The organism is Chryseobacterium sp., from assembly GCF_022869225.1.
Lineage (GTDB): Bacteria > Bacteroidota > Bacteroidia > Flavobacteriales > Weeksellaceae > Chryseobacterium.
Map to the genome: position 1 here is coordinate 1,592,546 of NZ_JALIHL010000001.1, position 25,366 is coordinate 1,617,911.

The following is a 25,366-nucleotide window of genomic DNA, read 5'->3' on the forward strand; positions in this document are numbered from 1 at the left end:
TCACTTTATCTTAAATCATTAGCCATTCATTCACCAGACATGCCGCCAGCCTTGCCGTCCTGTCCTGAATATCAAAGGATGGATTAACCTCAGCCACGTCCAGTGCAACCAGTTTTTTGTTTTTTAAAATATGCTTATAAAAATGCATAAAGGTTGCATCTGCAAAGATACCATTATAAGCCGAAGCGGAAACCCCCGGAGCGATAGAAGCATTAAAAACGTCCATACAAATGGTGAGATAAGCAAAATCTACATTGTCCAAAAGCTCATCAATACGCTGATAAATCGATGGAAGATTTTCAAAGAATAACTCATCAGCGAGGATATATTTCATTCCGTATTGGTGAGCGGTATCAAAAAGTTTCAATGTGTTGGAGTTTCTTTGAATTCCAATATGTAAAGAATGGATAGGCCCTTCCTGAGCAATCTGCCAGAACCCGGTTCCTGAGCTTGGACCGACTCCTTTTTCAGGCTGTCTGTTATCAAAATGGGCATCAATATTAATAATTCCTATTTTCTGCTCCGGAAAGGCTGTTTTTACGCCCAGATAGTGGGCATACGTCACTTCATGTCCTCCGCTTAGCACAAGAGATTTTCCGCCTTTTAAAAGTACTTTTGACACATTTTTTGCAAGACTGTTTTGGGTATTCTCCAGGTTACCATCCTCACAGGTAATATTACCAAAATCCAGCAATGAAAAGTTGGGAAGAACCACCGGAAAATTAGACATATTTTTTCGGATCACATCCGGAGCTTCTTTGGCTCCCTGGCGACCTTTATTTCTTCTTACGCCTTCGTCTACGGCAAAACCATGTAAAACGAAATCATCCGGTGAAATATTGTCATAATTGTGTTCTTCTTTTACTCTCTGAAATAGCCTGTGGAAGAGAAGTTCTTCTCCATCCATTCTACCCTGCCAAATATTTTGAAACATAATTCTTTAAAAATTCAATTGTATTCACATCATTATATCCAGTAAAGCTAAATAATATTGTTTATATAAAAAAACTACTTTCATACATTATACAAATAATTCATTGCAAAAAGACAGATCATATTCAGACGTTATTCTGATTTGCATTGCGGCTGACAAGCATCTCATTCCTTTCTTCTGAAATGATTTCCAAAAATCGTTCATCATGTTTCAAAAAAACAGGATCTGATATGCTGAGCATGCATAAAAGCAAACGTGGAAGAAAAATTCTCCCACGTTCAATATACCTTGTCAAATTATAAAATCTACTTTTAATTTGCTGTATAATATTTAAAATATTGCCAGTATTTATCTTTAAAAATTCTAACTGAGATTTTATACTCCGGGTTGTTTTGTTTTATGGTATTAAAAACTTTAGAAATCTTCCTAAAATCCTTACCCGCAAAATAGCTTTCTTTGATATTGTCTGCACTTTCCCGGCCAATATATAAATATCCGTCTTTTTTTAATTCCTCAACAGCCTGATCTTCAATATCGCTTAGTTTTTCAAAATCTTCTTTTTCAGGAAGTCCGTCATTATGTTCTCCGTTGTAATGAAATGTAAGCACTGCAATCCATGGGTAAGAAGCTTTTGCATCATAGGTCAATAAGTGCATATTTATACAGGCAATGAGAGGTCTGCCATTGCCCAGATCAGCTCTAAGGATAGAAAACTCGTCCTCTGCATCAGTTCTTTTTACACTTTTATACTTTTCTGTGAATTCTCTTTCTCTCCACAGCAGAAAGTCCTGTAATTTTTCAATAGGAACAAGTTCTTTCTCAGCCTGGTCTATTCCTATTACTGTAAAGGTATCAATCTGTGTTGCAAAGTTTAATTCTCCTAAAAAGTTATCTAAAAATATGCAGACTCCTGTCGTGACAGCATCTTTATTTTCAGCACTCCCATGATACACAAAAACAAGATCAATCTCATCCTGATAATCATCTATTTCGTTAGAATAGAAAGAAATATTATCTTTTGAAAAATGATAATCTCCCATAGAGACACTTACTTTTTGTATGTCGATTGCCGGTTTCAAAGCTGTAAATTTCCAGCGGTCAAGTGTAGGAGCGGCCTCAATAAGTTCTTCAGCAAAGGCTATATTCGTTATATCTCCGTCTACGGTAATAATCAACTCTGCTATAGTACTGTCAGACATCCCGGTCAAAAAATAGCAGCCGTCTTTTATGAGGTTCAGCTTGGGGGCAATTACATCAAAAAAATCTTTCTCAATGGATTCCTGTTCTCCTTCTTTAACAACTTCATAGAACTTTTTTTCCTTTGTTAAAAACCAGTCCCAAAAATCTTTATACTGTTTTTCCTCCATATCCTGTATGAAATGGTTTATGATTTATCAATACATTTTCCGTCAATATAAACCTGTTCGGCTTTTAAACTTCCCTGATTATACAGTACATTTTGGAAATTATTGGTTTTGAAGGTCACAAAATCAGCTTTCTTTCCCGCTTCCAGCATTCCTCTGTCCTCGAGATTGAGTGCAAATGAAGCCCGGAAGGTCATTCCTGCCAGCACTTCAGCTGTTGTAAGCTTTTGGAAAGTTGCCAAAATGGAGGCCTGGGTGATTAAATTCCCCATTGGAGCAGATCCCGGATTCCAGTCGCTGGCAATCGCCAATATAGCGCCTGCATCTAAAAGTTTTCTTGCGGGAGTAAATTGCTCTCCTAACCCAAGGCTGGCTCCCGGCAGGGCTGTTGCTACGGTATCAGATTGTGCTAAAAACTCTATATCCCCGTCAATCGTTGCTTCCAGATGATCAGCAGATTTTGCGCCTACTTCTACTGCAATTCTTGAGCTTCCAGGGGTAAACTGGTCTGCATGAACTGTAATTTCAAAACCTAAAGCTTTAGTTTTAAGTAAGAATTCTTTACTTTCTTCCGGCTGAAAAGCTGATTTTTCAATAAAAATATCAACACGCTGTGCCAGGTTTTCTTCTTTTACTTTAGGCAAGATTTCAGTAATGATATATTCTAAATATTCAGAGTTGCTTCCGTCAAAATCTCTTGGTTTTAAGTGGGCAGAAAGACAGGTTGGGACTAAAGTTGCCTTTGTTTTTCCCTGTGCTTTTTTAATAATTCTAAGCATTTTCAGTTCGCTTTCCACATCTAAACCATAGCCGCTTTTCACTTCAACGGTTGTAATTCCCAGGTTCACCAGGAAATCGATTCTTTCCAGTAAGGTTTTCAACAATTCTTCTTCCGAAGCATTTCTTGTATGCTGTACAGAACTCCAGATTCCTCCACCGTTTTCAGCAATCTCCAGATAAGTTTTCCCGGCATTACGCATGGCAAAATCATTGGCACGGTTCCCTCCGAAGCAGATGTGGGTATGTGAATCTACAAAAGCAGGAAGAACCACCTGCTCTCCTTCAATCTGCTCGATTTCTACAGCAGGGTTTTCATTTTTAAGGGTATCAAAATTTCCTATTTTCTGAATGGTATTTTGGTCTACTACAATTCCTCCATCAACAATAATCTCCAGTTGTTCATCGGAAAGCTTTCCTCTCAATGGTAAGTTAGCAAGTGTTACTACCTGCTTAAATGGTCCTATTAATTTCATGTATTTAGGCTAAAGGTTAGAAATTGAATTATCTTATCAGGTCATTGCTTTACTTTGGTCTTTCCGAACACCTGGTTTGTCATTCCGAAGGAATTCAGCCAAAGTCAATCATCAACTGCATTTAATAATTCAAGCTTTATTTTCCTCTCAAAAATACTTAAAAAATATCAATTTAGTACCCTACCCTGGCGCATTCTGCATCACCATTCCAATCTCAGCTTTCCCTTAAGCTTTTCTTAGTCTAATCTCCAACCTTAGCCTAAATTTCCTATCTTTGAAGTAAATGAAATGAATTAATGCCAGATTTTTTACATCCAGATAAGGAAAACTACTCACACGAGGAGCTGATGCAGGAAGAGCAGATGCGTCCCCAGAGCTTTAAAGATTTTGCAGGACAGAGAAAAACACTGGAGAATCTTGAAGTTTTTGTTACCGCAGCCAAAAGACGGGGCGGGGCGCTTGATCATGTTCTGTTACATGGTCCTCCAGGCCTGGGAAAAACTACGTTAGCCAACATTATTGCCAATGAATTGGGTGTAAACTGTAAGATCACCTCAGGTCCTGTGTTGGATAAACCCGGAAGTTTAGCGGGCTTACTGACCAATCTGGAAGAAAATGATGTTCTTTTCATTGATGAGATCCACCGTTTATCTCCTGTTGTGGAAGAATATCTGTATTCTGCAATGGAAGATTATAAAATTGACATTATGCTGGAGACAGGTCCCAATGCAAGAAGTGTTCAAATCGGGCTGAATCCTTTTACCCTGGTGGGAGCAACTACCAGAAGCGGGATGCTGACCAAGCCTATGCTAGCCAGATTTGGAATCCAGAGCAGACTCGAGTACTACTCCATTGAGCTTTTAGCGATGATTATTCAGAGAAGCGCCAGAGTGTTAGGGATAAAAATCTATGAAGACGCCTCGATAGAAATTGCAAGAAGAAGCCGCGGAACCCCCAGAATTGCTAATGCACTGCTAAGAAGGGTTCGTGACTTTGCCGAGATCAAAGGCAATGGTGAAATTGAAATCAACATTACAAAATATGCACTGAACTCTTTAAATGTAGATGAGTTCGGTTTGGATGAAATGGATAATAAGATCATGCGCGTCATGATTGAAAACTTCAAAGGAAAGCCGGTTGGAATTTCTGCTTTGGCTACCTCCATTGCAGAAAATCCGGAAACTTTGGAAGAAGTATATGAGCCTTTCCTGATCCAGGAAGGATTTATTATCAGAACCCCAAGAGGCAGAGAAGTTACAGACAAGGCTTATCAACATTTGAACATTTCAAGACCTAAAAACCCTGGAGAACTTTTTTAGATTCAAGATCTAAGAAAGAAAAAAATTTAATTTTATGTTTATACCCAAATTATACCGGAGTGAAGATAGTATCCTGATGAAAGAAATTATCCGGGAGAATTCTTTTGCTCTGTTAATTTCTTCTGTTGATAAAATCCGGGCGACTCATTCTATGATGATGTTCAATGAGGATGATCCGGAAAATACTTATATTGAAACCCATATTTCCCGGGCAAATCCTCAGGCAAAAGTCTTACAAAACGGGGATGAGATTCTTTGTGACTTTCTGGGGGCACATACTTATATTTCCAGCAGCTGGTATGACCACATCAATGTTTCTACATGGAACTATGAAGCGGTACAGATCTATGGAAAAGTGGAATTGATGGATCATGATGAATTGTATGCTCATTTAGAGAAATTAACGTCCAAATACGAAAAATTTCAGCAATGTCCCATGATGGTCAAAGATATGGGGAAAGAGTTTGTGGAAAAAGAAATGAAGGGAGCTTTTGGAATTAAGATCATTCCGACAGAAATATTCATTAAACAAAAACTTTCACAAAACAGAAAAGAAACTGATTTTAAGAACATTATTTCCCATCTTGAAACATCAGACGATAATGCCCGGAAGATTGCTGAGAAAATGAAATTAATACAGAAATAATCAAAATATACCTATGAAGCTATATCCTATACAATGTGGAAAATTTAAACTGGACGGCGGTGCTATGTTTGGAGTCGTCCCAAAGAGTCTGTGGGAAAAAACAAACCCGGCAGACGAAAAAAATCTAATTGAGCTCGGCACCCGCTCGCTTCTCATTGAAGACGGTAAAAAACTAATCCTGGTAGACTGTGGTCTGGGTAATAAACAGGATGATAAATTCTTTGGTCATTATTCTCTTTGGGGAGATGACAATCTGGATAAAAACCTAAAGAAATACGGTTTTGTAAAAGAAGATATTACGGATGTATTTCTTACCCACCTTCATTTTGACCATTGTGGTGGTGCCATCGAATGGAATGATGACAGGACAGGATACAGACCTGCTTTTAAAAATGCACAATTCTGGACGAATGAAAACCATTGGCAATGGGCTACAGAACCTAATGCAAGAGAAAAAGCCAGCTTCCTGAAAGAAAATATTATTCCGATGCAGGAAAGCGGCCAGCTGCATTTCCTGCCGCTACCAGCGACTGGAAACTATGGTTTTGCACCGGATCTAAAAATGGATGTCATCTTTGTGGATGGACATACGGAAAAACAGATGCTCCCGGTGATTCAATACCAGGAAAAAACGGTTGTTTTTGCAGCGGATCTTATTCCGACAGCGGGACATATCAACCAGGTGTATGTAATGGGCTATGATACCAGGCCTCTTTTAACCCTGGAAGAAAAAGGGAAGTTCCTAAAACAATGTGTAGATAATGAATATTTATTGTTCTTTGAACATGATGCTCACAACGAACTTGCAAGTCTTAAAATGACTGAAAAAGGGATAAGACTTGATGAGACCTTCACTTTTAATGATGTTTTTGGATATTAAATTTAATTATGGAACAATTGCATTCGGAAACACAACAGACAGAACCGGAACCTGCACCCAAGGTTATTGGATTAACAGGAGGAATAGGATCAGGAAAAACTACGGTTGCCCGCTTTATTGAGGAATTTGGATTTCCTGTTTATTATTCTGATGACAGGGCCAAAACAATTGTCAATGACAATGAAGATTTAAAGATTAAAATCAAAGAACTTTTAGGGGATGAATCCTATGATTCAAATGGCTTATATGACAGAAAATATGTTGCAGACAAGGTTTTCAACAATAAGGATCTGCTGCAAAGCCTGAATGAAATCATCCACCCTGCAGTACGTATTGATTTTGAGAACTGGGTACAAAAACAAACCAAATATTTAGTATTCAAAGAAACGGCATTATTGTTTGAGCTAAAACTCAACAGGCAATGCTATAAATCTCTTTTGGTCACGGCAGAAGATAATATCAGGATTAAAAGGGTCATGGACAGAGACCACAAAACCTACCGTGAAGTAGAAGCTGTTATGGAAAAACAGATGCCTGAAAAGGATAAGATTAAAATAGCAGACTGCATCATCTATAACAATACCAATCTGGAAGATCTGAAAGAACAGACGGAACAGGTTATTTTTAATATTGAATAAATAAAAGCCTTCATTTCTGAAGGCTTTTCTATTGATGATTCCTGATTATTCTTCTTTTATCAATATCTTTTTTTGCCCGGCATCGTGTTATTATCAATATCTATGGCCGCTGGTTTTACAAACTACTATTTACGTCTTCTCATTCAGTTAAAGCCTTTATAATACTCTTGACTTGTATGGCTGTTTTCAGCTTTATTTATACCACCAGTCATCAATATCAATATTGAACCTAAAAGCACTCTTTACATTCCTCAAACCACAAAAAAAGCCTCCATTTCTGGAGGCTTATCTATTGAAATTTAAATCATTATTCTTTAATAAATTTCTTTTGAACCGTGTTACCGTTATCATCGATATCTATTACATAAACACCATTGATCAGTTTACTTACGTTGATCTGATTGTTTAGCAGGATACCATCTGCGATCACCTGTCCGGCAGCATTATAGATCTTATATCTTGCTCTCTTGCTGATATTTTTCACATACAATGTTGTGCTTACCGGGTTAGGATAGATCAGGATATCCGTTTGATTCGTTGGATTTGAAATTCCTTTTTTGGAAATTCTTACCGTATAATCTTCCACTTCACCGTTACCTGGGTTTACACAAGTTACAGGAACGCCATCTCTCTGCATTGCTACTCTCATTACTACATATTTGTAGTCTGTCATACTTACAAATGCATCAGCCGGTACACTGAATTTTCCTGATACCGGAGTTGTGGTATTTGGCGCGGAAGTAAACACTCTCTCATTGATATCAAACTCTCCATTTCTGTTGAAGTCGATCCATACCGCAATTCCTTCATTATAATTAGTTCCTGTCCATTTCTTCTCAATGATGATCTCATTGTCTGTAGATCCCTGGACCATTTCTATGAACTTTTTAGGGTCTCCTGTGTAATCTGTATAGCTGGATGCACCGGACGCATTTTCCATCATAGGTTTTCCAGTAGGATTCACGGTCACTTTAGCAATATGCTCACCGGCAAAGTTATCGGAAGACATATTACAATACACTACAGTAGGAGTTGTAAAGTAGTACAGAGGAGTATAGTTACCGGGTGTACCGTTACAGATGTTCACTACCTGCATTTCATATTTGGTAAGTTCTGTAAGTCCGTTCAATACCAGGTTATTTACTGGTGTTGGTACTTCTGTCCAGCTTGGAATGCCTACTTTTCTATATCTAAGAACATAAGTGGCTCCCGGGAAAGGATCCCATTTCACTTCTGCCATAGTTGGCAATAATTGGGTAATGGTCAATCCTGGAGGAGGGATCTCACAAATTCTTTCAGTAATAAATACTTTAGGATTTGAGTATGGGTTCAAGGTAGTTTCTCCCGAACACTGATTCGCAATCTGAACTTCATATGAGGTATACGGAACCAGAGGTGTTGCACTTCCCAGTACGTAAGTATTGGCAGGAGCAGCCGGTAAGTTAACAGTCACCCATCCTGTAGCTCCGGATCCTACAACTCTGTATCTCATAACATACGTAGAGCTTGCAGCAAGCGGTGCCCATGTAATCAATGCCGTTGTAGGGGTAATAGTACTGATCGTAACATTTGGAGGCGTAGGGTCACATCTCGTTGTAAATGTTTTTATTGTTGTTGCTGTTCCAATTGTATTTCCACAAATTGCTGCGATCTCAACTTCATAAGTTGTTGCCGGAGTCAATCCGTTAACTACAAGCGGAATATTTCCTAATTGTGTAGAAGCATACACTTCTGTCCAAGTTGTAGTACCCTGTACTCTGTATCTTACAATATAACTTACGTTGTTCGTCACCCCTGTCCAGCTGATTGTAGCGGAATTATGAGTACGTGTAAAGGTTGGTGCGTTTGGAGTAACGTTACTACAAGGTCTCAGCATTACTCTATAATCTTCCACTTCTCCATTCACTGCGTTCTGGCACATTACCGGAGCACTTGTACGTTTCAGCACCACTCTCATTGTAGTTGTTAATGGTCCCGGGTAAGCAGTCGTAGGGACATCAAATGTAGCGATAACAGGAGTCGTTGTACTGGCTGCAGAAATAAGGATTCTTTCTGAATCCACAAACTGCCCGTCTCTATTCCAGTCGATCCATGCTGTAACTGCATCATTATTTGTAGCTCCTGTCCAGCCTTTCGCTACAGAGATCTTATTGCCTAAAGATCCCACGTCAAGCGTGATAAGGGTTTGTGGAGTGGTATAGCTGATATAGTTTGTCTGTACTGAAGTATTATTCATAGGCGGCACCCCTAGGTTAGAAGAAGTAACCGTTACATTTGAAATGTGGTCATTATTTCCACTACCTGTCATTTGACAATAAGATAATGGAGGTGTTGTAAATGGTATTGCTGTAGAGAACCCACCTGTGCTGGTACCACACACTGTTGCTACCTGAACTTCGTATTGAGTCTGCTCTGTTAATGGATTTGCAGCAGGAATTGTATAAGTGTTACCCGTGATTCCGTTTACGGTAGTATATGCACCCACAGGAGCAGGGCTTATTTTTCTATATCTCAAGTTATAAGTAGCACCTGTAGCGAAAACCCAAGAAAAGGTTGCGCTGGTAGCAGTAAGGTTTGAAACGGTAATATTCGTAGGAGGAGCAGTTGAACATACCGGCTGATCAATAAATCTCACCGTATAATCTTCTACCTCACCATAATCGAATGTACCGAATGATCCGCAAGGAGCAGGAACACCGTACTGTTTCATCGCTACCCGCATACGGGTAGGCTGAGTTCCATTATAAATCGCCGGATTTGGTAATGCCGGTACCGCAAACGTAGCATTTACCGGAGTCGTTGTATTACTTGGGGTATCCAGTACTTTTTCCGTAGCTTCAAAAATTCCGTTTCTGTTATAATCGATCCAGGCAACAACTCCATAAGAGGATGTAGAACCTGGCCAATATTTATTAACACTGATGGTATTGCCTCCTGTACCTCTTACCAATGTAATTGTTCTGGAAGCATCTGTTGTATAATCCTTATATACATCATATCCTGAATCACTTACCATAAGAGGAGCATTCGTAGGCGTTACCACTACTTTATTGATATAGCCGTCCGATGTTGTATTGACAGGGCTCGGATCACAATAGCCCAATGCAGGCGTTGTAAAGTTGCCTATAGTGGAGTATGGTCCCTGAGCACCACCGCATATTGTTGCGATCTGATATTCATACTGAGTCGCATCTGTCAGATTACTGATCAGCTGGCTGCTTGAAAGCGGAGCTGTTATGTTAATCGTCTGCCATCCTGTAGGTCCTGAACCTTGCTTTCTATATTGTAAAACATAGGTTGCTCCTGTTGCAGGAACCCATGTCACTAATGCTGAACTCGCCGTAATATTTGAAACCGCAATATTACTTGGCGGTGAAGTATTACATGGCTGCAGCGCTATAACTGATAATGTAAAGTCTACGTAATTACCATAAGAAGCATTTCCACAGGAATTGATTTGTCCTGAGAATGATGTAGCACATCTTACTCTATAATTTCCAGGTGCCTGTGTTGAAGGAATAGAAATAGTGGCAGTTCCGGTTGCAGCATAAGAGGTAGTTGCCAGTATGGTTTCCCCCGGATCGTTAAAACTCATATTATTATTCCAGTCAACCCAAACATAATAATAGTAAGTACTGTTTCCGGAAGCTTTCAGATTCACCGTTAAAGTACTGGTAGGAATTGCTGAAGCCACTAAACCAGAGTTCACATACCCGGTGTAGGAAGTAGCAGAGTAATCTATATTCGAGATACCTCCTGTTGTATTGAGGGAATTCAGATAATATGAAGTTGAAAAGTTACCTCCTGTAGGGGTACAATATCCTGTATAAAAAGAAATAGGTCCTACCCACCAGCTTTGGTCAGTAGCACTACATTTTGATCTTACCCATGCATAATAAGTTGTATTGGCTGCCAACGGAGAAAGTGGCGCGCTTGTTCCAGCCGTTATATTTTGGGAAGGTGTGGTGGCAGCTGTCGGCGCATTGCTGGACGTACTGTAGTACACATCATATCCGCCTGCAGGTGCTGTAGACGGCGCAGTCCAGTTTAATACTGCACTTGTTGGTGTTACCGTTCCTAAGCTTAATGCTCCCGGAGGAAGGCATGAAGGAGGGGCACCAAAAGTCATCTGAATATTAGGTCTGCTGCTCGTTACTGTTCCTGTTCCTGTCGGAGCATTTGAATCAGCCTGATAGTACATATGTCTTGAAGTAGCGGTAGAATACGTAATGGCACTTCCGGTTGAAGATCCTCCACCGGAACCTCCGTAGTTGGTTTCAACCATGACCATAACGTTATCCGTTCCATTATAATAAAAAGGACTTTGCAGCGTGACAGTATTCCATCCTGTAGGTAAATTACTTACGTTTCCGCTATATACTAAAGTGGACCCACCAGTTACGGTAGCCCAGTCCTGTGCTGTAAGAGTTGTTGTAGAACTTGGAACGGCTTTTAAATAGATCTTTACCGGAAGCGTTACGCTCGTAGATGCTGTAGCATTCCATGCCACCGACAAAATACTTCCACCGGCAGGTACATTTATTTCGCTGGCAGCGTAGAGAGATGCAGATCTTTCAAATCCATAGAAAGAACCCAAAGGATATCTTTGAGTTGATGTTCCTGGACCAATTGTAACTGTTTGTGCCTGTAGAAACAGTCCGAAGACCATACAAAGCAATGTTATGAGCGCCCGACGAGGCCTGCTCATTTTACAGAGTAAAAGTACACTCATATTTTTTAAAATTTAATAATGATAACAATAGTAAAAGTAATGATAGGGATTTCCTATTTCCGGTGCTCAAAGACATTCTCGAAAACACCTCATTTTACAGATGATCTGTACTAAAAAAATAATTTTCACTTCATACGCTAATATTTTAATAATTACACAAATCTAATCATTTTTCTAATTATTACACATTAATTAAAATATTTTTTTGAAAAAAATCCACAATAATCAACTATATGGTTTAAATAAAAAATCCCCAGGAATACCTGAGGATTTAAGTTTATGAAGGTTTTTGTTATTTTTTGATAAACTTGGATCTGAACTGATCATGTCCTTTTTCATCAATTGTAATTACATATCCACCTTTGATCAAAGAGGAAACATTGATTTTACCATTGCTGATATTTCCGCTGTCGATCAATTGACCTGCAGCACTGTAAATCTTATAAGCTGCTTTATCTGAAACTTTAGTTACATTTAAAACATCACTTACAGGGTTTGGATACAGCTGAATACCGTCATTTTTAATCCCTGTTTCAGAAGTAGCAAGGTTCGTTGTGATGACAACATTATAATCTTCAACTTCTCCATTCGGGAAACCTCCGCAAGCAAAAGAATCCGGGATATTGTTACCAACACCTGCTGCCTGCATTAAAACAGTCATTACTCTCATTCTTAATGGAGAATTTGTTACGGCAGTTGAAGGAACTGTAAATGTTCCTGATACAGGCGTAGCTCCCACCGGTAAAGCAGTGATCGGCATATTTAAAACTCTTTCATTAGCTTCAAATGTTCCGTTTTTATTGTAATCAATCCACACAGCCATTCCGTTTACAGAAGCTCCAGCAAGGGTTGTTGTAAGAGAAACGCTTATTGAGTTTGAACTATTCAGCAATAAGGTAGGCTGTAATGTTGTATTCGTAGTAAAGTTTGAATACGTTGTACCTCCTGTTGTATTGTTTACTGCACCTAACGTTACATTAGAAATATAATTGTATTGTCCACTGCTACTTGCAGCTGTACAATAAGTTGTACATGCAGTTGAGAAAGCCACTGCAGTAGAGTAAGGACCTGTTACCCCTGCACAAACGGCAGCTACCTGCACCTGATAAGGAGAACAGTCAGTCAAACCAGCCAATGTTACTGAATTGGTACTTGCTGTAGTCTGAGACCACGTAGAAGCTGAATTTAATTTATACTGAATAACGTAAGAAGCAGCTCCTGCAACAGGGCTCCAAGAAACCGCAGCTCCGTTCAGTGTAAGATTTTGAGCCACTACTCCGATCGGTGCACTACCACATTGTACCTGAGTAGTTACCGCAACTTTTTTAATAGCATAAAAGACATTTCCGATAGCAGAAACCCTCATCGCAACAGTCTGTCCGTTCAATGCCGCCGGCATTGTAAACGGTTCCGCTCCATCATTAGGAGTGGATGCAGACAGGACAGTCCAGGTTGCTCCATTGTCTGTTGAGTAATCAATTTTTACGTTGGCAACATTATAAGGTGCTCCTGATGTATTAGCGACATCCCATGTTAAATCTGAAGCCGCATTGATAAACAGGAACCCTTGTGTAACCTGGAATGGTCCGTCGTTTCCAACTGTAATTGTTTGTTGTGCAGAACTTGTCTGCTGCTGGGATACATCAGCATTATTGTCTCTTGCTGTAATCGCAAAATTGGAAGTTCTCGCTACCTGTGATGTAGATTCCCAGGTATTTAATGAGTTATCTAATACTCCTGCAAGTACTGAGGATAATTTAGGGAAATATCTTGTCGGGCTGTTAGAAGGTGCTACTGACCTGAATGATGCCCCGTAAGTAGTCTGTCCTAAATTATTTTTATTAATAGTCTGAGCACTGGTCATTCCACTGTCAACCTGTTCCCATGTATAAGTCATTGGATCTCCTTCCGGATCTGTCACATTGGCAGTCAATACAAATGCAGTCTTTTTAGGGATCGTATAACTTGGCAGTGCCCCTATCACAGGAGGATTATTTGCTACACCCGTTTCAACATCACATGTTTTGTTGTTTAGGTTGGTCTGAATCTGGCCGATACTTACTCTATGGAAATAATCATCAGAATGCGCCTGCACATCAGTAGTAGCCCCTGTAATCCCCGCATATCCCATAATAGTTGATCCGGATCCTGGCTCCACATTCACTCCTGTTCCTTCGATTCCGTGTGAGAAGGTATGGTTCCCCCCTAATTGGTGCCCCATTTCGTGGGCCACATAGTCTATATCAAAATTGTTTCCTTGAGGAATGCCGTCTGCAGGAGAGGTATATCCTGAACCTTTTGCCTTACTTGTAGGCGTAGCAGGATCCACACATACACAACCAATACATCCAGCATTTCCACCACCTCCCGTAGCACCGAATAAGTGTCCAATATCATAGTTCTCATTTCCTACGTTAGCAGTAAGTGTTTGTTGCAGCTCAACATTCCAGTTACCCATTTGTGCAGCAGGAGAATATGGATCCGCATTAGGATCGGTATAAATTAAAACCGGATAATTCTGAAGATATAAATGCAATGCAAAATCTTTCTCAAAAACACCATTTACACGGGTCAGAGTAGCATTAATCTGTGCCAGCGCATTAGGAACTCCTCCAAAATATTGGGTGTACTCCCCTGTAACGGAAACTACCAACCTCATGGTACGGTATTTCCGGTCTGAGTTTTTATTAAATGTTCCAGGGTTATGGGCAAATGATTTTCCGTTATTATACAGCGCCTGCAGGTCTTTTACAGCCGCCGGATCTTCGGAAGTGCTACAAACGAAGGCTTTATCTCCTGATTTTGCCGTTTTAGGGTGTACAGAATATATTCCGGCTGCTTTATCAACAGGTTCAACAAATTCATAACCTCCATTTTTTAATAGCATTGACTGGAAGTCATTAGGTGCTACAGAAAATCTAATTTGTCGGGAAGGATCATCAACTGATGTTCCTATATAGGATCCCAGCTCATATTGATCCGCAAGTTCTTTTACAACAACAGGGAAACTATATACATTAAATCGTTCAATCTTGCCGCTTAAAGTCGGTATTGAAATAACAACCGGCTTAGCTCCGGCCCCCATCTCCTGTGCACCTTTCAACTGGGATCTCAACTGATTTAAATCCAATTTGAAATGTGACTCTACGGCAGAGGCTTTCATATCCACTGTTCTTTTCTTGCTATCTACTTTAACGGTAGTAGGCGTCCATTGTCCAAATGCAGCCCCCCCTACTAAAGTACACATCAAAGTAGTAAGTAGTCTTTTCATAAATTATTTTTTTTAAATTCACATTTCACAAAACTATAAAAACATTAACAATAAAACATATAAAACAGTAAATATTTTAAAACAAAACGAAAAATAATATTAAAAATAAAACACAAAATCAACACAATGACTAATATAGTGAAAAAGAAAAGCAATAGATATAAAAATACAATCAACACCACAGAACCACTATCATTAGTCTTTTCATAATAAAATAACTCTATTTCAATATTTCATAAAAACAAAAAAGTCCCCAGGATATCTGAGGACTTTTTTACGATGGCAATTATCTTATTTTTTAATGAACTTGAAGCTTTCGGAAATAGCATTATCACTTATGGTAATGACATAATTTCCTCTTAACAGCTCCGATACATTGACTTTATTATTGTCAATAGTTCCTTTCTTCACAATTTGGCCTACTGCATTGTAAATTTCGAAAGTCGCCTTATGAGAAACTTTAGAAATGTTCAGTACATCACTTACAGGGTTTGGATAAATTCCAAAATTATCCTTTTTAGCGGTTTCACTTGTCCCCAACACCTGATTCGTAAATGCTTTTGTAGCATATGAATTAATATTTGTAGAACCATGGTAAATAACCACACCCGTACTGGTAGATACATCTACATAACCTCCGTCTCCAAGACCATCACCATAAGCATCAGAAATGGTAAATACATAACAGTCTAATGGTAAAGTCCAGCTCTGAGTGATTAATGCCGGTAGTGGTGTCGTCGTAGTTGGATTAGCTACATCAGCGTACGGACCTCCGGACTTAACGATCTGCCCTGCACTATTCTTCAACGTCCACATTGTTTCAGTACCGAAATAATCTCTCTGCAGTTTAAACGTTACTGTTGTAGCAGACGGAATATAATCAGGGGTAACCGGTTTAACGTAATTTCCTGTAACTGTATTGTTTGTACTTCTTTGGTCAGCACCTCCATTGACGGAGGCAATAGAAGCCGTAACCGGTGAAGAAGCTATTGTGCTATTCACAGGGATTGATATCATACTGAATTTATCCTGAGCTAAGCTACCGGTCCAGTTATAGGATTGAGCCGGTCCTCCGTTAAAGGAATAAGAAATTGTAGCAGCAGTCAGATTACTTGTTCCTCTATTGTATAAAGAAAAACGCAACAATCCACCACCACAGTTTCCTAAAGCACATCCTCCATCTATTTTAAGCTCGGCGTCATTAGGAAATAAAGGAATCGGTAAGTCAGCCACTGAAGTTTTAAGCTCCATTCTTCTTGGAGAATTATTCATCACCGTTGTAATACGGGTTTTCTGATCATTGGTAAAAATGTTCATACAGGTATCATAGGTATAATCCATGTAGTTTTCGAACATTTCATCGGCAGTACCGCAAGTATTTGACTTCGGATGCGCAGGACATCCTCCATTCGAAGTTCTGTGGGTAGGAGTATCTGCACAGTAGTCTGTTCCGCAGTTGGCATCGCCCCAGATATGTCTCAATCCTAAAAAGTGCCCCACTTCATGCGTCATGGTTCTCCCTTTATCATAAGGTGCACCCAGCAGGAATGTATTATTCGTATTATAATCACTACTTCCAAAAGTAGCAAAATTGGCAACCACCCCATCAGTATCAGCATCTCCCATATTCGGATCCAATCCGGCCAATGTAGAATTTGATGGAAACTGAGCATATCCCAATAAAGAAGCATCGGCAAAATTAACACTCCACATATTCATATATTTGGTAGGATCCCATATTGTCTGAGGCTTAACAACAGCGTCAATATCATCCTGGGACCAGTTATCCTGACAAAGATTTACCCTGTCAATACCATTTGTAGGATTTCCGTTAGGATCTACTTTAGCCAGTACAAACTGAATCTGGGTATCTGCTCCTACCGGGTTAACATTATATCCCGGTGTATTTAAGATTTTTCTGTAGTCATTATTCATCACTGCAATCTGAGACATTACCTGCTCATCAACAATATTAGGAGCAACCCCAACATTCTGACCGCTATGAATAACGTGTACCACTACCGGAATGGTAATAATATCCCCGTTTTGAGATTTGTTAGTTTTCGCTCTTTCTACCAAAGGAGCCAGCCATGCCTCAAACTGCTCATCAGTTAATCTTTTAGGATTTTTTGCCTGCAGATATTTTTCATATTCTACCGTTGAACACCTGTCAAAACCAAAAGTTTTTGCAAGTTCTTCCGGAGATTTTTTAACATAGATCGATGTCTTTTTTTTAGTTATTTCAGTACCTGTCTGTACCTGGGCACTCCCTATACCTCCCCATAAAAGAGGCAATAAAAAAAGGGCCTTTGAAGTAGTAGATTTTCGCATTTTTAATTTTATTAACTTTGCAAATATATCACTTAAGACATATATTTAATATAAAATCGAAAAAATAAATAAAATTTAAATAAAATAAACAAAATGAAACCACAAATATTATTAATTATCCTCTTTTTACCTTTAATACATACAAATTGTACTTCACAGAAAAAAGACACGAAAACTGACAACAAAGCCTCTATCAACGTGAAACAATCAAAAATTGAAAAAATAGAATTAAAGGAACAGACACGGGGTACTGATCGAATGACTACCTATACTCCAACCTCAAGAGTTGCTTCATTGAACGGAGAGGTCACTACCTCCGCAATATCTTCGGAAGCATGGCAAAAAATAACGACAGAGGTCAACGCTATTGATTTATCAAAAATATCTGCCCTTGAGTCTCCGACTACCGGAAGATTTACCGACAGGGCACTCAGTTCATTTATTTCTATAACCGTTGATGGTAAGGTATATACTTCATCAACTTTCGATTCCGGAACCCCTCCTAAAGAACTGGAAGGTTTATACAGGGAAATAACAACCGGCATTATTAAGAAAAAAACAAGATAGTATAAAAGCAATCGGCTCGGGAATAATCCCGAGCCGATTGCTTTTATACGTTTTTATAATAAGAGTTCTTTAAAACTTATAGGCTATATTCCATGCAAACCCCATATTAAATTTGGAAGAACTTCTTCCAAATCCAGGGACAATCATAGGTGATATCTCATCCTGTTTCGTAGTATACATTAAATAGCGGGGCTGGAGATTCACATCAATATAGAAATTGGAATCGAATAACTGCACTTTCCCTCCTAATGTACCTTCCAGCCAAAAAGAAGATTGAGACGAAGAAGGAAACGCCACTGAAGAACTGCTTCCTCCAAATCCACGAACCGGTACCGCCATATATTCCTGATTGTAAAATGAGCCCGCCACTTTTCCTCCGGCATAAAATCCGTTGAATTCATTTTCTGCATCTTTGGCCAGCATATAGAATGCCCCCAATTTAACAAACGGACCATTTACTTTGGCATCGTACCCGTTTTTCTGATATATATTTTTCTCAAAACCCGCTTCCGCAACAGCATGAACATTTCCTTTTATTTTTGAAGAGATAAACCCCTGGTATAACTTTCTGTCAGAAAAAAAGGCAGCCCCTGTGTTAAGGACATCCCAGCCAACCATAAAGTTGGGTTCATATTTCCAATGCTCCTTTTCCTTTTTCTCTTCTTTTTTATTCTGTGCCCAGCTGAGTATTCCTATAATACTAAAAAAGAAGGAAAAGATTAGTCTTGTCTTCATTCTCTATTTGATTTAGTCCTACTTCCAGATTTTTAACAGGAGTCGGAGTTATTAATTCTGAAGTTAAATTCTCATAAGATTTCTTGATTCCGCATCCGGGAGAAACATACGTAGACTTAGTCGTATATTTAACCCTTACTTTGGCTTCAGCGCCCTTATTGGTGAGTCTAAAGTATACATCGGTATAAGGTGAATCGTCTACCCTTAAAGGAATAAGCCTGGAATCCAGCTTCCCAAGTCCGCCCAGCTGCACTTTTCCGGAACCATAATCTACCGCTACATACAACGAGTCCAATGTTTGTTCTTTTCCAGATTCCAATGATTTGAATGCAACCTTCATTCTTGGAGTTCCCTCTCCGCTTTCACAGATGTCATCATCTCCGCCACAGGAAAAAAGCATTCCCAGCAAACAAGTGAGTATGAGAAATTTAAAGTATTTCATATTAAGATTTGAAACTCAAATTTAAATAATTTTATTTTTTAACGAGCAAAGCGATATTTTCAACGTGGTGAGTCTGCGGGAACATATCTACAGGCAATATCTTCACTAAAGTATAATGTTCTTTCATCAATGCTAAATCTCTTGCCTGCGTCGCTGAATTACAGCTTACATACACCACTTTTTCAGGGGAAAGCTTTAAGATCTGCTCTACCACTTTCTGGTGCATTCCGTCTCTTGGCGGATCCGTTATCAAGACATCTGCCTTAGGATGATTCGCTAAGAATTCATCGTTGAAAATATCTTTCATATCCCCACAATAGAATGTACAGTTGGTAAGACCGTTCAATGCAGCATGCTCAATAGCCGCATCTATTGCTTCCTGTACAGATTCTATCCCTATGACCTGCTTGGCATTTCTTGCAACATACTGTGCAATAGTTCCTGTTCCGGTATAAAGGTCATACACCACTTCATCTCCTTTCAGTTCAGCAAACTCCAGGGTTTTTCTGTACAACTCTAAAGCCTGTTTATAGTTGGTCTGGAAAAATGATTTCGGTCCTATTTTAAACTTCAGCCCATCCATTTCCTCCATCAGATATCCTTCTCCAAAATAAATATTGATATCTAAATCATAAATAGAATCATTCGGCTTTGGATTAATAGCATAGACCAATGTTTTAATCTGAGGGAACCGGCTCAGCAAGAACTCAAAAAGTTTCTCCCTGTTTTCCTGCTCTTCTCTGTAAAGCTGGAATAGCACCATCCACTCTCCTTTAGAATTCTGTCTCATCATTAAGGTTCTCAAGAAACCTTCCTGATTTCTCACATCAAAAAAATCTAACCCGTTTTGAACTCCATATTCTTTTACGGCAAGCCGTATGGCATTGGAAGGATCTTCCTGAAGGAAACATTCTTTAAGATCCAGAATTTTACTCCACATTCCGGGGATATGGAATCCAAGAGCATTTCTATCATTAATATCATCCTGGGAATTTACTTCATCTGCAGTCAGCCATCTGGCATTAGAAAAAGAGAACTCCATTTTGTTTCTATAAAAATAGTGTTCTTTTGAGCCTAAGATAGAAACCGTTTCGAAATCGTCAATACCTCCAATTCTCTTAATATTATTATAAACTTCTTCCTGTTTAAAGTCAAGCTGTTTTTCATAGCTCATATTCTGCCATTTACAACCTCCGCATGCCCCAAAATGAATACATTTAGGTTCAACCCTGAAAGGCGACTGTTCCAATATTTCTATTGCTTCAGCTTCATAATATTTGGATTTGGCTTTTTTAACCCTGGCATTTACCACATCTCCCGGCACTGCTCCAGAAACCAACACTGTTTTTCCGTCTTCTGTTTTACCTATTGCAACACCTTTAGCGCCTGCAGCCAGCAGGGTGATATTTTCAAGAATGATATTCTTCTTCTTTTTCATTCGTAAACTTCTATTTTTTCTAAGGTCAAATGTTGCCTTCCGGCTACATCCGTAATCTTTTCTGTTATCTATTCAAATATAAAACCCTCCGGTTTCATTTTGCAAAAATACAATAAAAAAAACCTTATCCGAAGACAAGGTTTTCATCTATGTTAAAGTTTATTATTTTGTCTGAGCCGGTTGAGGATTTGCAGGCTGCGGAGCAGCTTGCTGGGCCGCAGGATCCATTTGTAATCCTGGCTGCAACTGCATACCCGGATCTACTTTCGGTGCTGAAAGCCCTGTTAATTTATCCAAAATAGTCACCAGCTCCTGTTCTCCTAAGTTCACAAAAGATCTGCTGGCAATTTTACCGTCTTTATCAATAATCACAAAGCATGGTAATTTAAATGCATAAACGCCATATTTTTTGGCAATATCAGATCCCATACCTCCTTCTCCATATACATTCACTCCCTGAACCCCTTTTAATAGTGAGTTGCTGGTTTTGATAAACTGATCCTTTGTATCATCTACGTTGACAAATACAAAGTTCATTTTAGATTTATAAAAATTAACAACCTCTTTCAAAACAGGGACAGTAGCCTCGCTGATATAAGGATTCCATGATGCGTAGAAAAATAGCATATAAGGCTTTCCTTTATTCTCAGACAGCTGATACGATTTACCATCCTGCTTGATTAAAGCAGCCTCAGGAGCCGCTTCTCCGATCTTAAGCCCTGTAATTGCTACCTGCATTTTAAGGATATCATTTTTAATGGTTGCATCCTTAATATCTGTATCAATAATTTTTTTAATTTTTTCGATTTTGTTAGGCGGAGTTGTCGGATGAATATCTGCCTGAGCCATTACAAACGCTAAAAGATAATCTTTTGCCGTCTGAGAAAGATCTTTTTTAGTTTTCAAATACTGAGCAAACATCTCTGAAGTAGTGATATCGGTCTTTCCTTTACTGTTTGATTCCGCATACTTTTGGAAATCCGGAGTCATTTTCACCAGTAGATACTGTCTGTAAAGTGGTATTGTTTTTACCATTACTTCTTTATTATCCTCTAATTGGGTCTCATAATCTTTAAAGGCTTTAGAAGACTTATACGATGGATTTCCAGACATTGGACCGTGTGACATTTCATAATTGGCAAGCAAGTTAAGAATAGTCACTTTAACGTCATTTTTTTTCCACTCCAAAAGTCCTTTGCTAGGGTTATTTTTCTTAGCAAGGTCTTCTACATTTTTATTAATGTCAGCTTCTACTTTATGGATTCCTTTCAGGAAAGTAGCTTCATCGGAAGCCATTAATTGGTTTAAATTAACTTTACTACCATATTCTCCCAGAAATTTTTGACTTGCCTGAAGGAAGTCATTATTCTTTTTAGCATCACCGGTAATAACATATTCATTAGGGAAAGTCATTCCATTCCCTGAGATATTTACAGTTTGTCCGCCTTCAAGATAGATCAGGTTTTGTTTGTTAGCATAATTAATAACATACATTCCATCTTTAGGGGCTTCGAAGCTTCCCGAAAAATTACCCTCTTTGTCTAAACCTATATTAATCAAAGGTAAGGTTCCCACTCCTGAAGCTTCTACAAATTCGATTCTTTCCAATGGTGAACTTCCGGTAATTTTTCCTTTTACTTCTACTTTTTTTGAACAAGACATCGCGAAAACCGCAATGATAAACAATAAAAGATATTTTTTCATTTCAATTTTTAATATTACACAAAAATACGCTTTTTAAGGCTTCTTAATTAACACTCATTATTTTTTTTGAAAAATTTATTATACCCTGTAAAAAGAGATACTTTCAGCTTTCCATCTCTGTTTTTTGTCTCTTTTAAAACCAAAAGGTATTTTTATTAAAACAATTCTATTACCCACCAAATATAGACTTATTAAATAAAGAATACCAAAGCCACTCAAGAAGTTAACAAACTTTAACAGCAAAAATGTTTTTACATAAAAAAGTCGTCTCCGAATGAAGACGACTTTTTACGTATTTGAATCAATTCTATCCCTGATCTACAAGAGCAGCCATATATTCTCTGTTCATTCTTGCGATATTCTCAAGAGAAATACCTTTAGGGCATTCTATTTCACATGCTCCGGTATTGGAACAGTTTCCGAATCCTTCTTCATCCATTGCCTTCACCATATTCAGCACTCTTCGCTTCGCTTCTACTCTACCCTGAGGAAGTAAAGCAAACTGAGAAACCTTAGCTCCCACGAATAACATGGCAGATCCGTTTTTACAAGTTGCTACACAAGCACCACATCCGATACAAGCTGCGGCATCCATTGCTCTGTCTGCATCTTCTTTAGGAACCGGGATAGCATTCGCATCCAGTGTATTTCCTGAAGTATTCACAGAAACGAACCCTCCTGCAGCCATTACCCGGTCAAATGCACTTCTGTCTACCATTAAGTCTTTAATAACAGGGAAAGCAGCACTTCTCCATGGTTCAATAACGATGGTTTCACCGTCTTTGAACATTCTCATGTGAAGCTGGCATGTAGTAATACCTGTGTCCGGGCCATGAGCTCTACCATTGATGTAAAGAGAACACATTCCGCAGATCCCTTCACGACAGTCATGGTCAAAAGCGATCGGCTCTTTTCCTTCGTTAATTAAGTTTTCGTTCAGAATATCCAACATCTCCAGGAATGAAGAATCTGTAGAAACATCTGATATTTTATAGGTCTCAAACTGACCTTTAGATTTATTATTTTTCTGTCTCCAAATTTTCAGCGTAAGATGTAAGCCTTTTTTTGCACTCATAATGTTATATTTATAGGTTGGAGATTATTTGTAACTTCTAGTTTTAACCTCGATGTTGTCATATATCAGTTCTTCTTTATGCAACACTTCCGCGTTGATATCGTTACCCTGATATTCCCAAGCTCCGACGTATTTGTAATTTACGTCATCTCTTTCCGCTTCACCATCCGGAGTAGAATGGTCTTCACGGAAGTGTCCTCCACAAGATTCATTTCTGTGTAGAGCATCGATAGCCATTAATTGTCCCAGTTCAAGGAAGTCTGCCACTCTGAATGCTTTTTCAAGCTCAGTGTTCATTCCTTCTCTTTCTCCCGGTACTTTTACGTTTTTCCAGAAATCGTTTCTTACTTCTTCGATCTCTTTGATTGCTTCTCTTAATCCTTCAGGAGTTCTTCCCATTCCTACTTTATTCCACATAATGTGTCCAAGTTTCTTATGGAAATGATCCACTGAATGAGTTCCTTTGTTATTTAAGAAGAAATCAATTTTATCTTTAATTCCTTTTTCAGCTTCGTCAAACGAAGAAGTTCCTGTAGGGATAGCTCCTGTTCTGATGTCTGCTGAAAGATAGTCTGCAATCGTGTAAGGCAGTACGAAATATCCGTCCGCAAGTCCCTGCATCAATGCAGATGCACCCAGTCTGTTGGCTCCGTGGTCAGAGAAGTTGGCTTCACCGATAACGAAACATCCGGGAATAGTAGACTGAAGGTTATAATCAACCCATACACCACCCATGGTATAGTGAACCGCAGGATAGATCTTCATTGGTGTTTTATAAGGATCATCAGCCGTAATTTTTTCGTACATCACGAATAAGTTACCGTATTTCTCCTCTACCCACTGCTTCCCTAGATCATAGATCTGCTGATCCGTAGGATTATGAATATGTTTTTCAATAGCGGCTTCTTTACCTTTTTTCATGATCTCTGTAGAGAAATCAAGGTAAACGCCCTCTTTAGTATCATTATTTTCGATTCCGAATCCGGCATCACATCTTTCCTTAGCTGCTCTTGAAGCAACGTCTCTAGGAACAAGGTTACCGAATGCAGGATATCTTCTTTCTAAATAATAATCTCTATCTTCTTCTTTAATATTTTCAGGTCTTAATTTACCTTCTCTGATCGCTACTGAATCTTCAATCTTTTTAGGAACCCAGATTCTTCCTGAGTTTCTTAATGATTCAGACATCAAAGTCAATTTAGACTGCTGAGTTCCGTGAACAGGAATACAGGTTGGGTGAATCTGTACATAACAAGGGTTTGCAAAGTATGCTCCTTTCTTGTGGATCTTCCAAGCTGCAGAAACGTTTGACCCCATTGCATTGGTTGAAAGGAAATATACGTTTCCGTATCCTCCTGAAGCAATAACTACCGCGTGGGCAGAGTGTCTTTCAACCTCTCCTGTTACAAGGTTTCTTGCGATAATTCCTCTTGCCTTTCCGTCAACGATTACAAGGTCCATCATTTCGTGACGGTTGTACATTTTAATTCTACCTTTACCGATCTGACGGCTCATTGCAGAATATGCACCCAGTAATAGCTGCTGACCTGTCTGTCCTTTTGCGTAGAAAGTTCTTTTTACCTGAACCCCGCCAAATGAACGGTTATCCAACTGGCCACCGTAATCTCTTCCGAAAGGGACACCTTGTGCAACACACTGGTCAATAATATTGGCTGAAACTTCAGCCAGTCTGTAAACGTTAGCCTCTCTTGCTCTATAGTCACCTCCTTTGATGGTATCATAGAAAAGTCTATAAGTAGAGTCACCGTCACCCTGGTAATTTTTAGCAGCGTTGATCCCCCCCTGAGCAGCAATAGAGTGTGCTCTTCTTGGAGAATCCTGGTAACAGAACGCTTTTACGTTGTATCCTTGCTCAGCTAAAGTAGCCGCAGCAGAACCTCCTGCCAAACCTGTACCTACAACAATAATATCAATCTTATCTCTGTTGTTTGGTGCAACAAGGTTCATATGGTCTTTATGATTTTTCCACTTGTCCTTAAGCGGACCCGCTGGAATTCTTGAATCTAATTTACTCAT

General features: G+C 39.0%; 17 protein-coding genes. 5 read left to right on the top strand and 12 right to left on the bottom strand.

Features of this window, described 5'->3' with window-relative positions; translation table 11 throughout:
* Positions 1 to 10 precede the first annotated feature (10 nt).
* From hutG to hutI, 3 genes are all read right to left on the bottom strand, one after another.
* The gene (hutG, locus tag MUW56_RS07480) at positions 11 to 934 is read right to left on the bottom strand and encodes a formimidoylglutamase (protein ID WP_292012603.1); all 924 of its coding nucleotides are present in this window, start codon (positions 932 to 934) and stop codon (positions 11 to 13) included.
* Positions 935 to 1,245: 311 nt separating this feature from the next.
* A complete protein-coding gene (locus MUW56_RS07485; RefSeq protein ID WP_292012604.1) occupies positions 1,246 to 2,301 on the bottom strand; it encodes a DUF695 domain-containing protein in 1,056 nt (351 codons plus the stop codon).
* A 17-nt stretch (positions 2,302 to 2,318) separates the two neighbouring features.
* Positions 2,319 to 3,551, bottom strand: a complete 1,233-nt coding sequence (gene hutI, locus MUW56_RS07490; protein ID WP_292012605.1) for an imidazolonepropionase — start codon at positions 3,549 to 3,551, stop codon at positions 2,319 to 2,321.
* A gap of 296 nt (positions 3,552 to 3,847) precedes the next feature.
* Between hutI and ruvB the strand changes: the two genes are divergently transcribed.
* The 4 genes from ruvB to coaE are packed head-to-tail and all read left to right on the top strand — an operon-like array spanning position 3,848 to position 7,034.
* Positions 3,848 to 4,870, top strand: a complete 1,023-nt coding sequence (ruvB, locus tag MUW56_RS07495; protein WP_292012606.1) for a Holliday junction branch migration DNA helicase RuvB — start codon at positions 3,848 to 3,850, stop codon at positions 4,868 to 4,870.
* 34 nt (positions 4,871 to 4,904) lie between these two features.
* The gene (locus tag MUW56_RS07500; protein ID WP_292012607.1) at positions 4,905 to 5,516 is read left to right on the top strand and encodes an FMN-binding negative transcriptional regulator; all 612 of its coding nucleotides are present in this window, start codon (positions 4,905 to 4,907) and stop codon (positions 5,514 to 5,516) included.
* 13 nt (positions 5,517 to 5,529) lie between these two features.
* On the top strand, positions 5,530 to 6,396 hold the full coding sequence (locus tag MUW56_RS07505; RefSeq protein ID WP_292012608.1) for an MBL fold metallo-hydrolase: 867 nt from the start codon (positions 5,530 to 5,532) through the stop codon (positions 6,394 to 6,396).
* 8 nt (positions 6,397 to 6,404) lie between these two features.
* Entirely contained in the window at positions 6,405 to 7,034 is a 630-nt protein-coding gene (gene coaE, locus MUW56_RS07510) for a dephospho-CoA kinase (protein ID WP_292012609.1), read from the top strand.
* A gap of 307 nt (positions 7,035 to 7,341) precedes the next feature.
* Here the strand turns inward: coaE and MUW56_RS07515 are convergent, their stop codons facing one another.
* The 3 genes from MUW56_RS07515 to MUW56_RS07525 form a co-directional block, all read right to left on the bottom strand.
* Entirely contained in the window at positions 7,342 to 11,703 is a 4,362-nt protein-coding gene (locus MUW56_RS07515) for a GEVED domain-containing protein (RefSeq protein ID WP_292012610.1), read from the bottom strand.
* 355 nt (positions 11,704 to 12,058) lie between these two features.
* Positions 12,059 to 15,037 (bottom strand): reprolysin-like metallopeptidase, encoded by a 2,979-nt coding sequence (locus tag MUW56_RS07520; RefSeq protein ID WP_292012611.1) that lies wholly within the window; start codon positions 15,035 to 15,037, stop codon positions 12,059 to 12,061.
* A 291-nt stretch (positions 15,038 to 15,328) separates the two neighbouring features.
* Positions 15,329 to 17,368, bottom strand: coding sequence for a M43 family zinc metalloprotease (locus MUW56_RS07525; protein WP_292012612.1), 2,040 nt, complete (start codon positions 17,366 to 17,368; stop codon positions 15,329 to 15,331).
* Between the two features lie 93 nt (positions 17,369 to 17,461).
* Here MUW56_RS07525 and MUW56_RS07530 point away from each other — a divergent pair, with 93 nt between their 5' ends.
* Positions 17,462 to 17,935: a hypothetical protein gene (locus tag MUW56_RS07530; protein ID WP_292012613.1), complete on the top strand. Its 474-nt coding sequence runs from the start codon at positions 17,462 to 17,464 to the stop codon at positions 17,933 to 17,935.
* Between the two features lie 69 nt (positions 17,936 to 18,004).
* Here MUW56_RS07530 and MUW56_RS07535 read toward each other — a convergent pair whose 3' ends face one another.
* The 6 genes from MUW56_RS07535 to MUW56_RS07560 form a co-directional block, all read right to left on the bottom strand.
* A complete protein-coding gene (locus MUW56_RS07535; RefSeq protein WP_292012614.1) occupies positions 18,005 to 18,670 on the bottom strand; it encodes a DUF6048 family protein in 666 nt (221 codons plus the stop codon).
* Entirely contained in the window at positions 18,636 to 19,112 is a 477-nt protein-coding gene (locus MUW56_RS07540; RefSeq protein WP_292012615.1) for a DUF6452 family protein, read from the bottom strand. Before MUW56_RS07540 ends, MUW56_RS07535 begins: the two co-directional genes overlap by 35 nt.
* Positions 19,113 to 19,143: 31 nt before the next feature.
* Positions 19,144 to 20,550, bottom strand: coding sequence for a 23S rRNA (uracil(1939)-C(5))-methyltransferase RlmD (gene rlmD / locus MUW56_RS07545; RefSeq protein ID WP_292012616.1), 1,407 nt, complete (start codon positions 20,548 to 20,550; stop codon positions 19,144 to 19,146).
* Between the two features lie 162 nt (positions 20,551 to 20,712).
* Complete coding sequence (locus MUW56_RS07550; protein ID WP_292012617.1) at positions 20,713 to 22,254, bottom strand: TlpA disulfide reductase family protein; 1,542 nt, start codon at positions 22,252 to 22,254, stop codon at positions 20,713 to 20,715.
* 307 nt (positions 22,255 to 22,561) lie between these two features.
* Positions 22,562 to 23,329, bottom strand: a complete 768-nt coding sequence (locus MUW56_RS07555; RefSeq protein WP_292012618.1) for a succinate dehydrogenase/fumarate reductase iron-sulfur subunit — start codon at positions 23,327 to 23,329, stop codon at positions 22,562 to 22,564.
* Between the two features lie 24 nt (positions 23,330 to 23,353).
* Complete coding sequence (locus MUW56_RS07560) at positions 23,354 to 25,366, bottom strand: fumarate reductase/succinate dehydrogenase flavoprotein subunit (RefSeq protein WP_292012619.1); 2,013 nt, start codon at positions 25,364 to 25,366, stop codon at positions 23,354 to 23,356.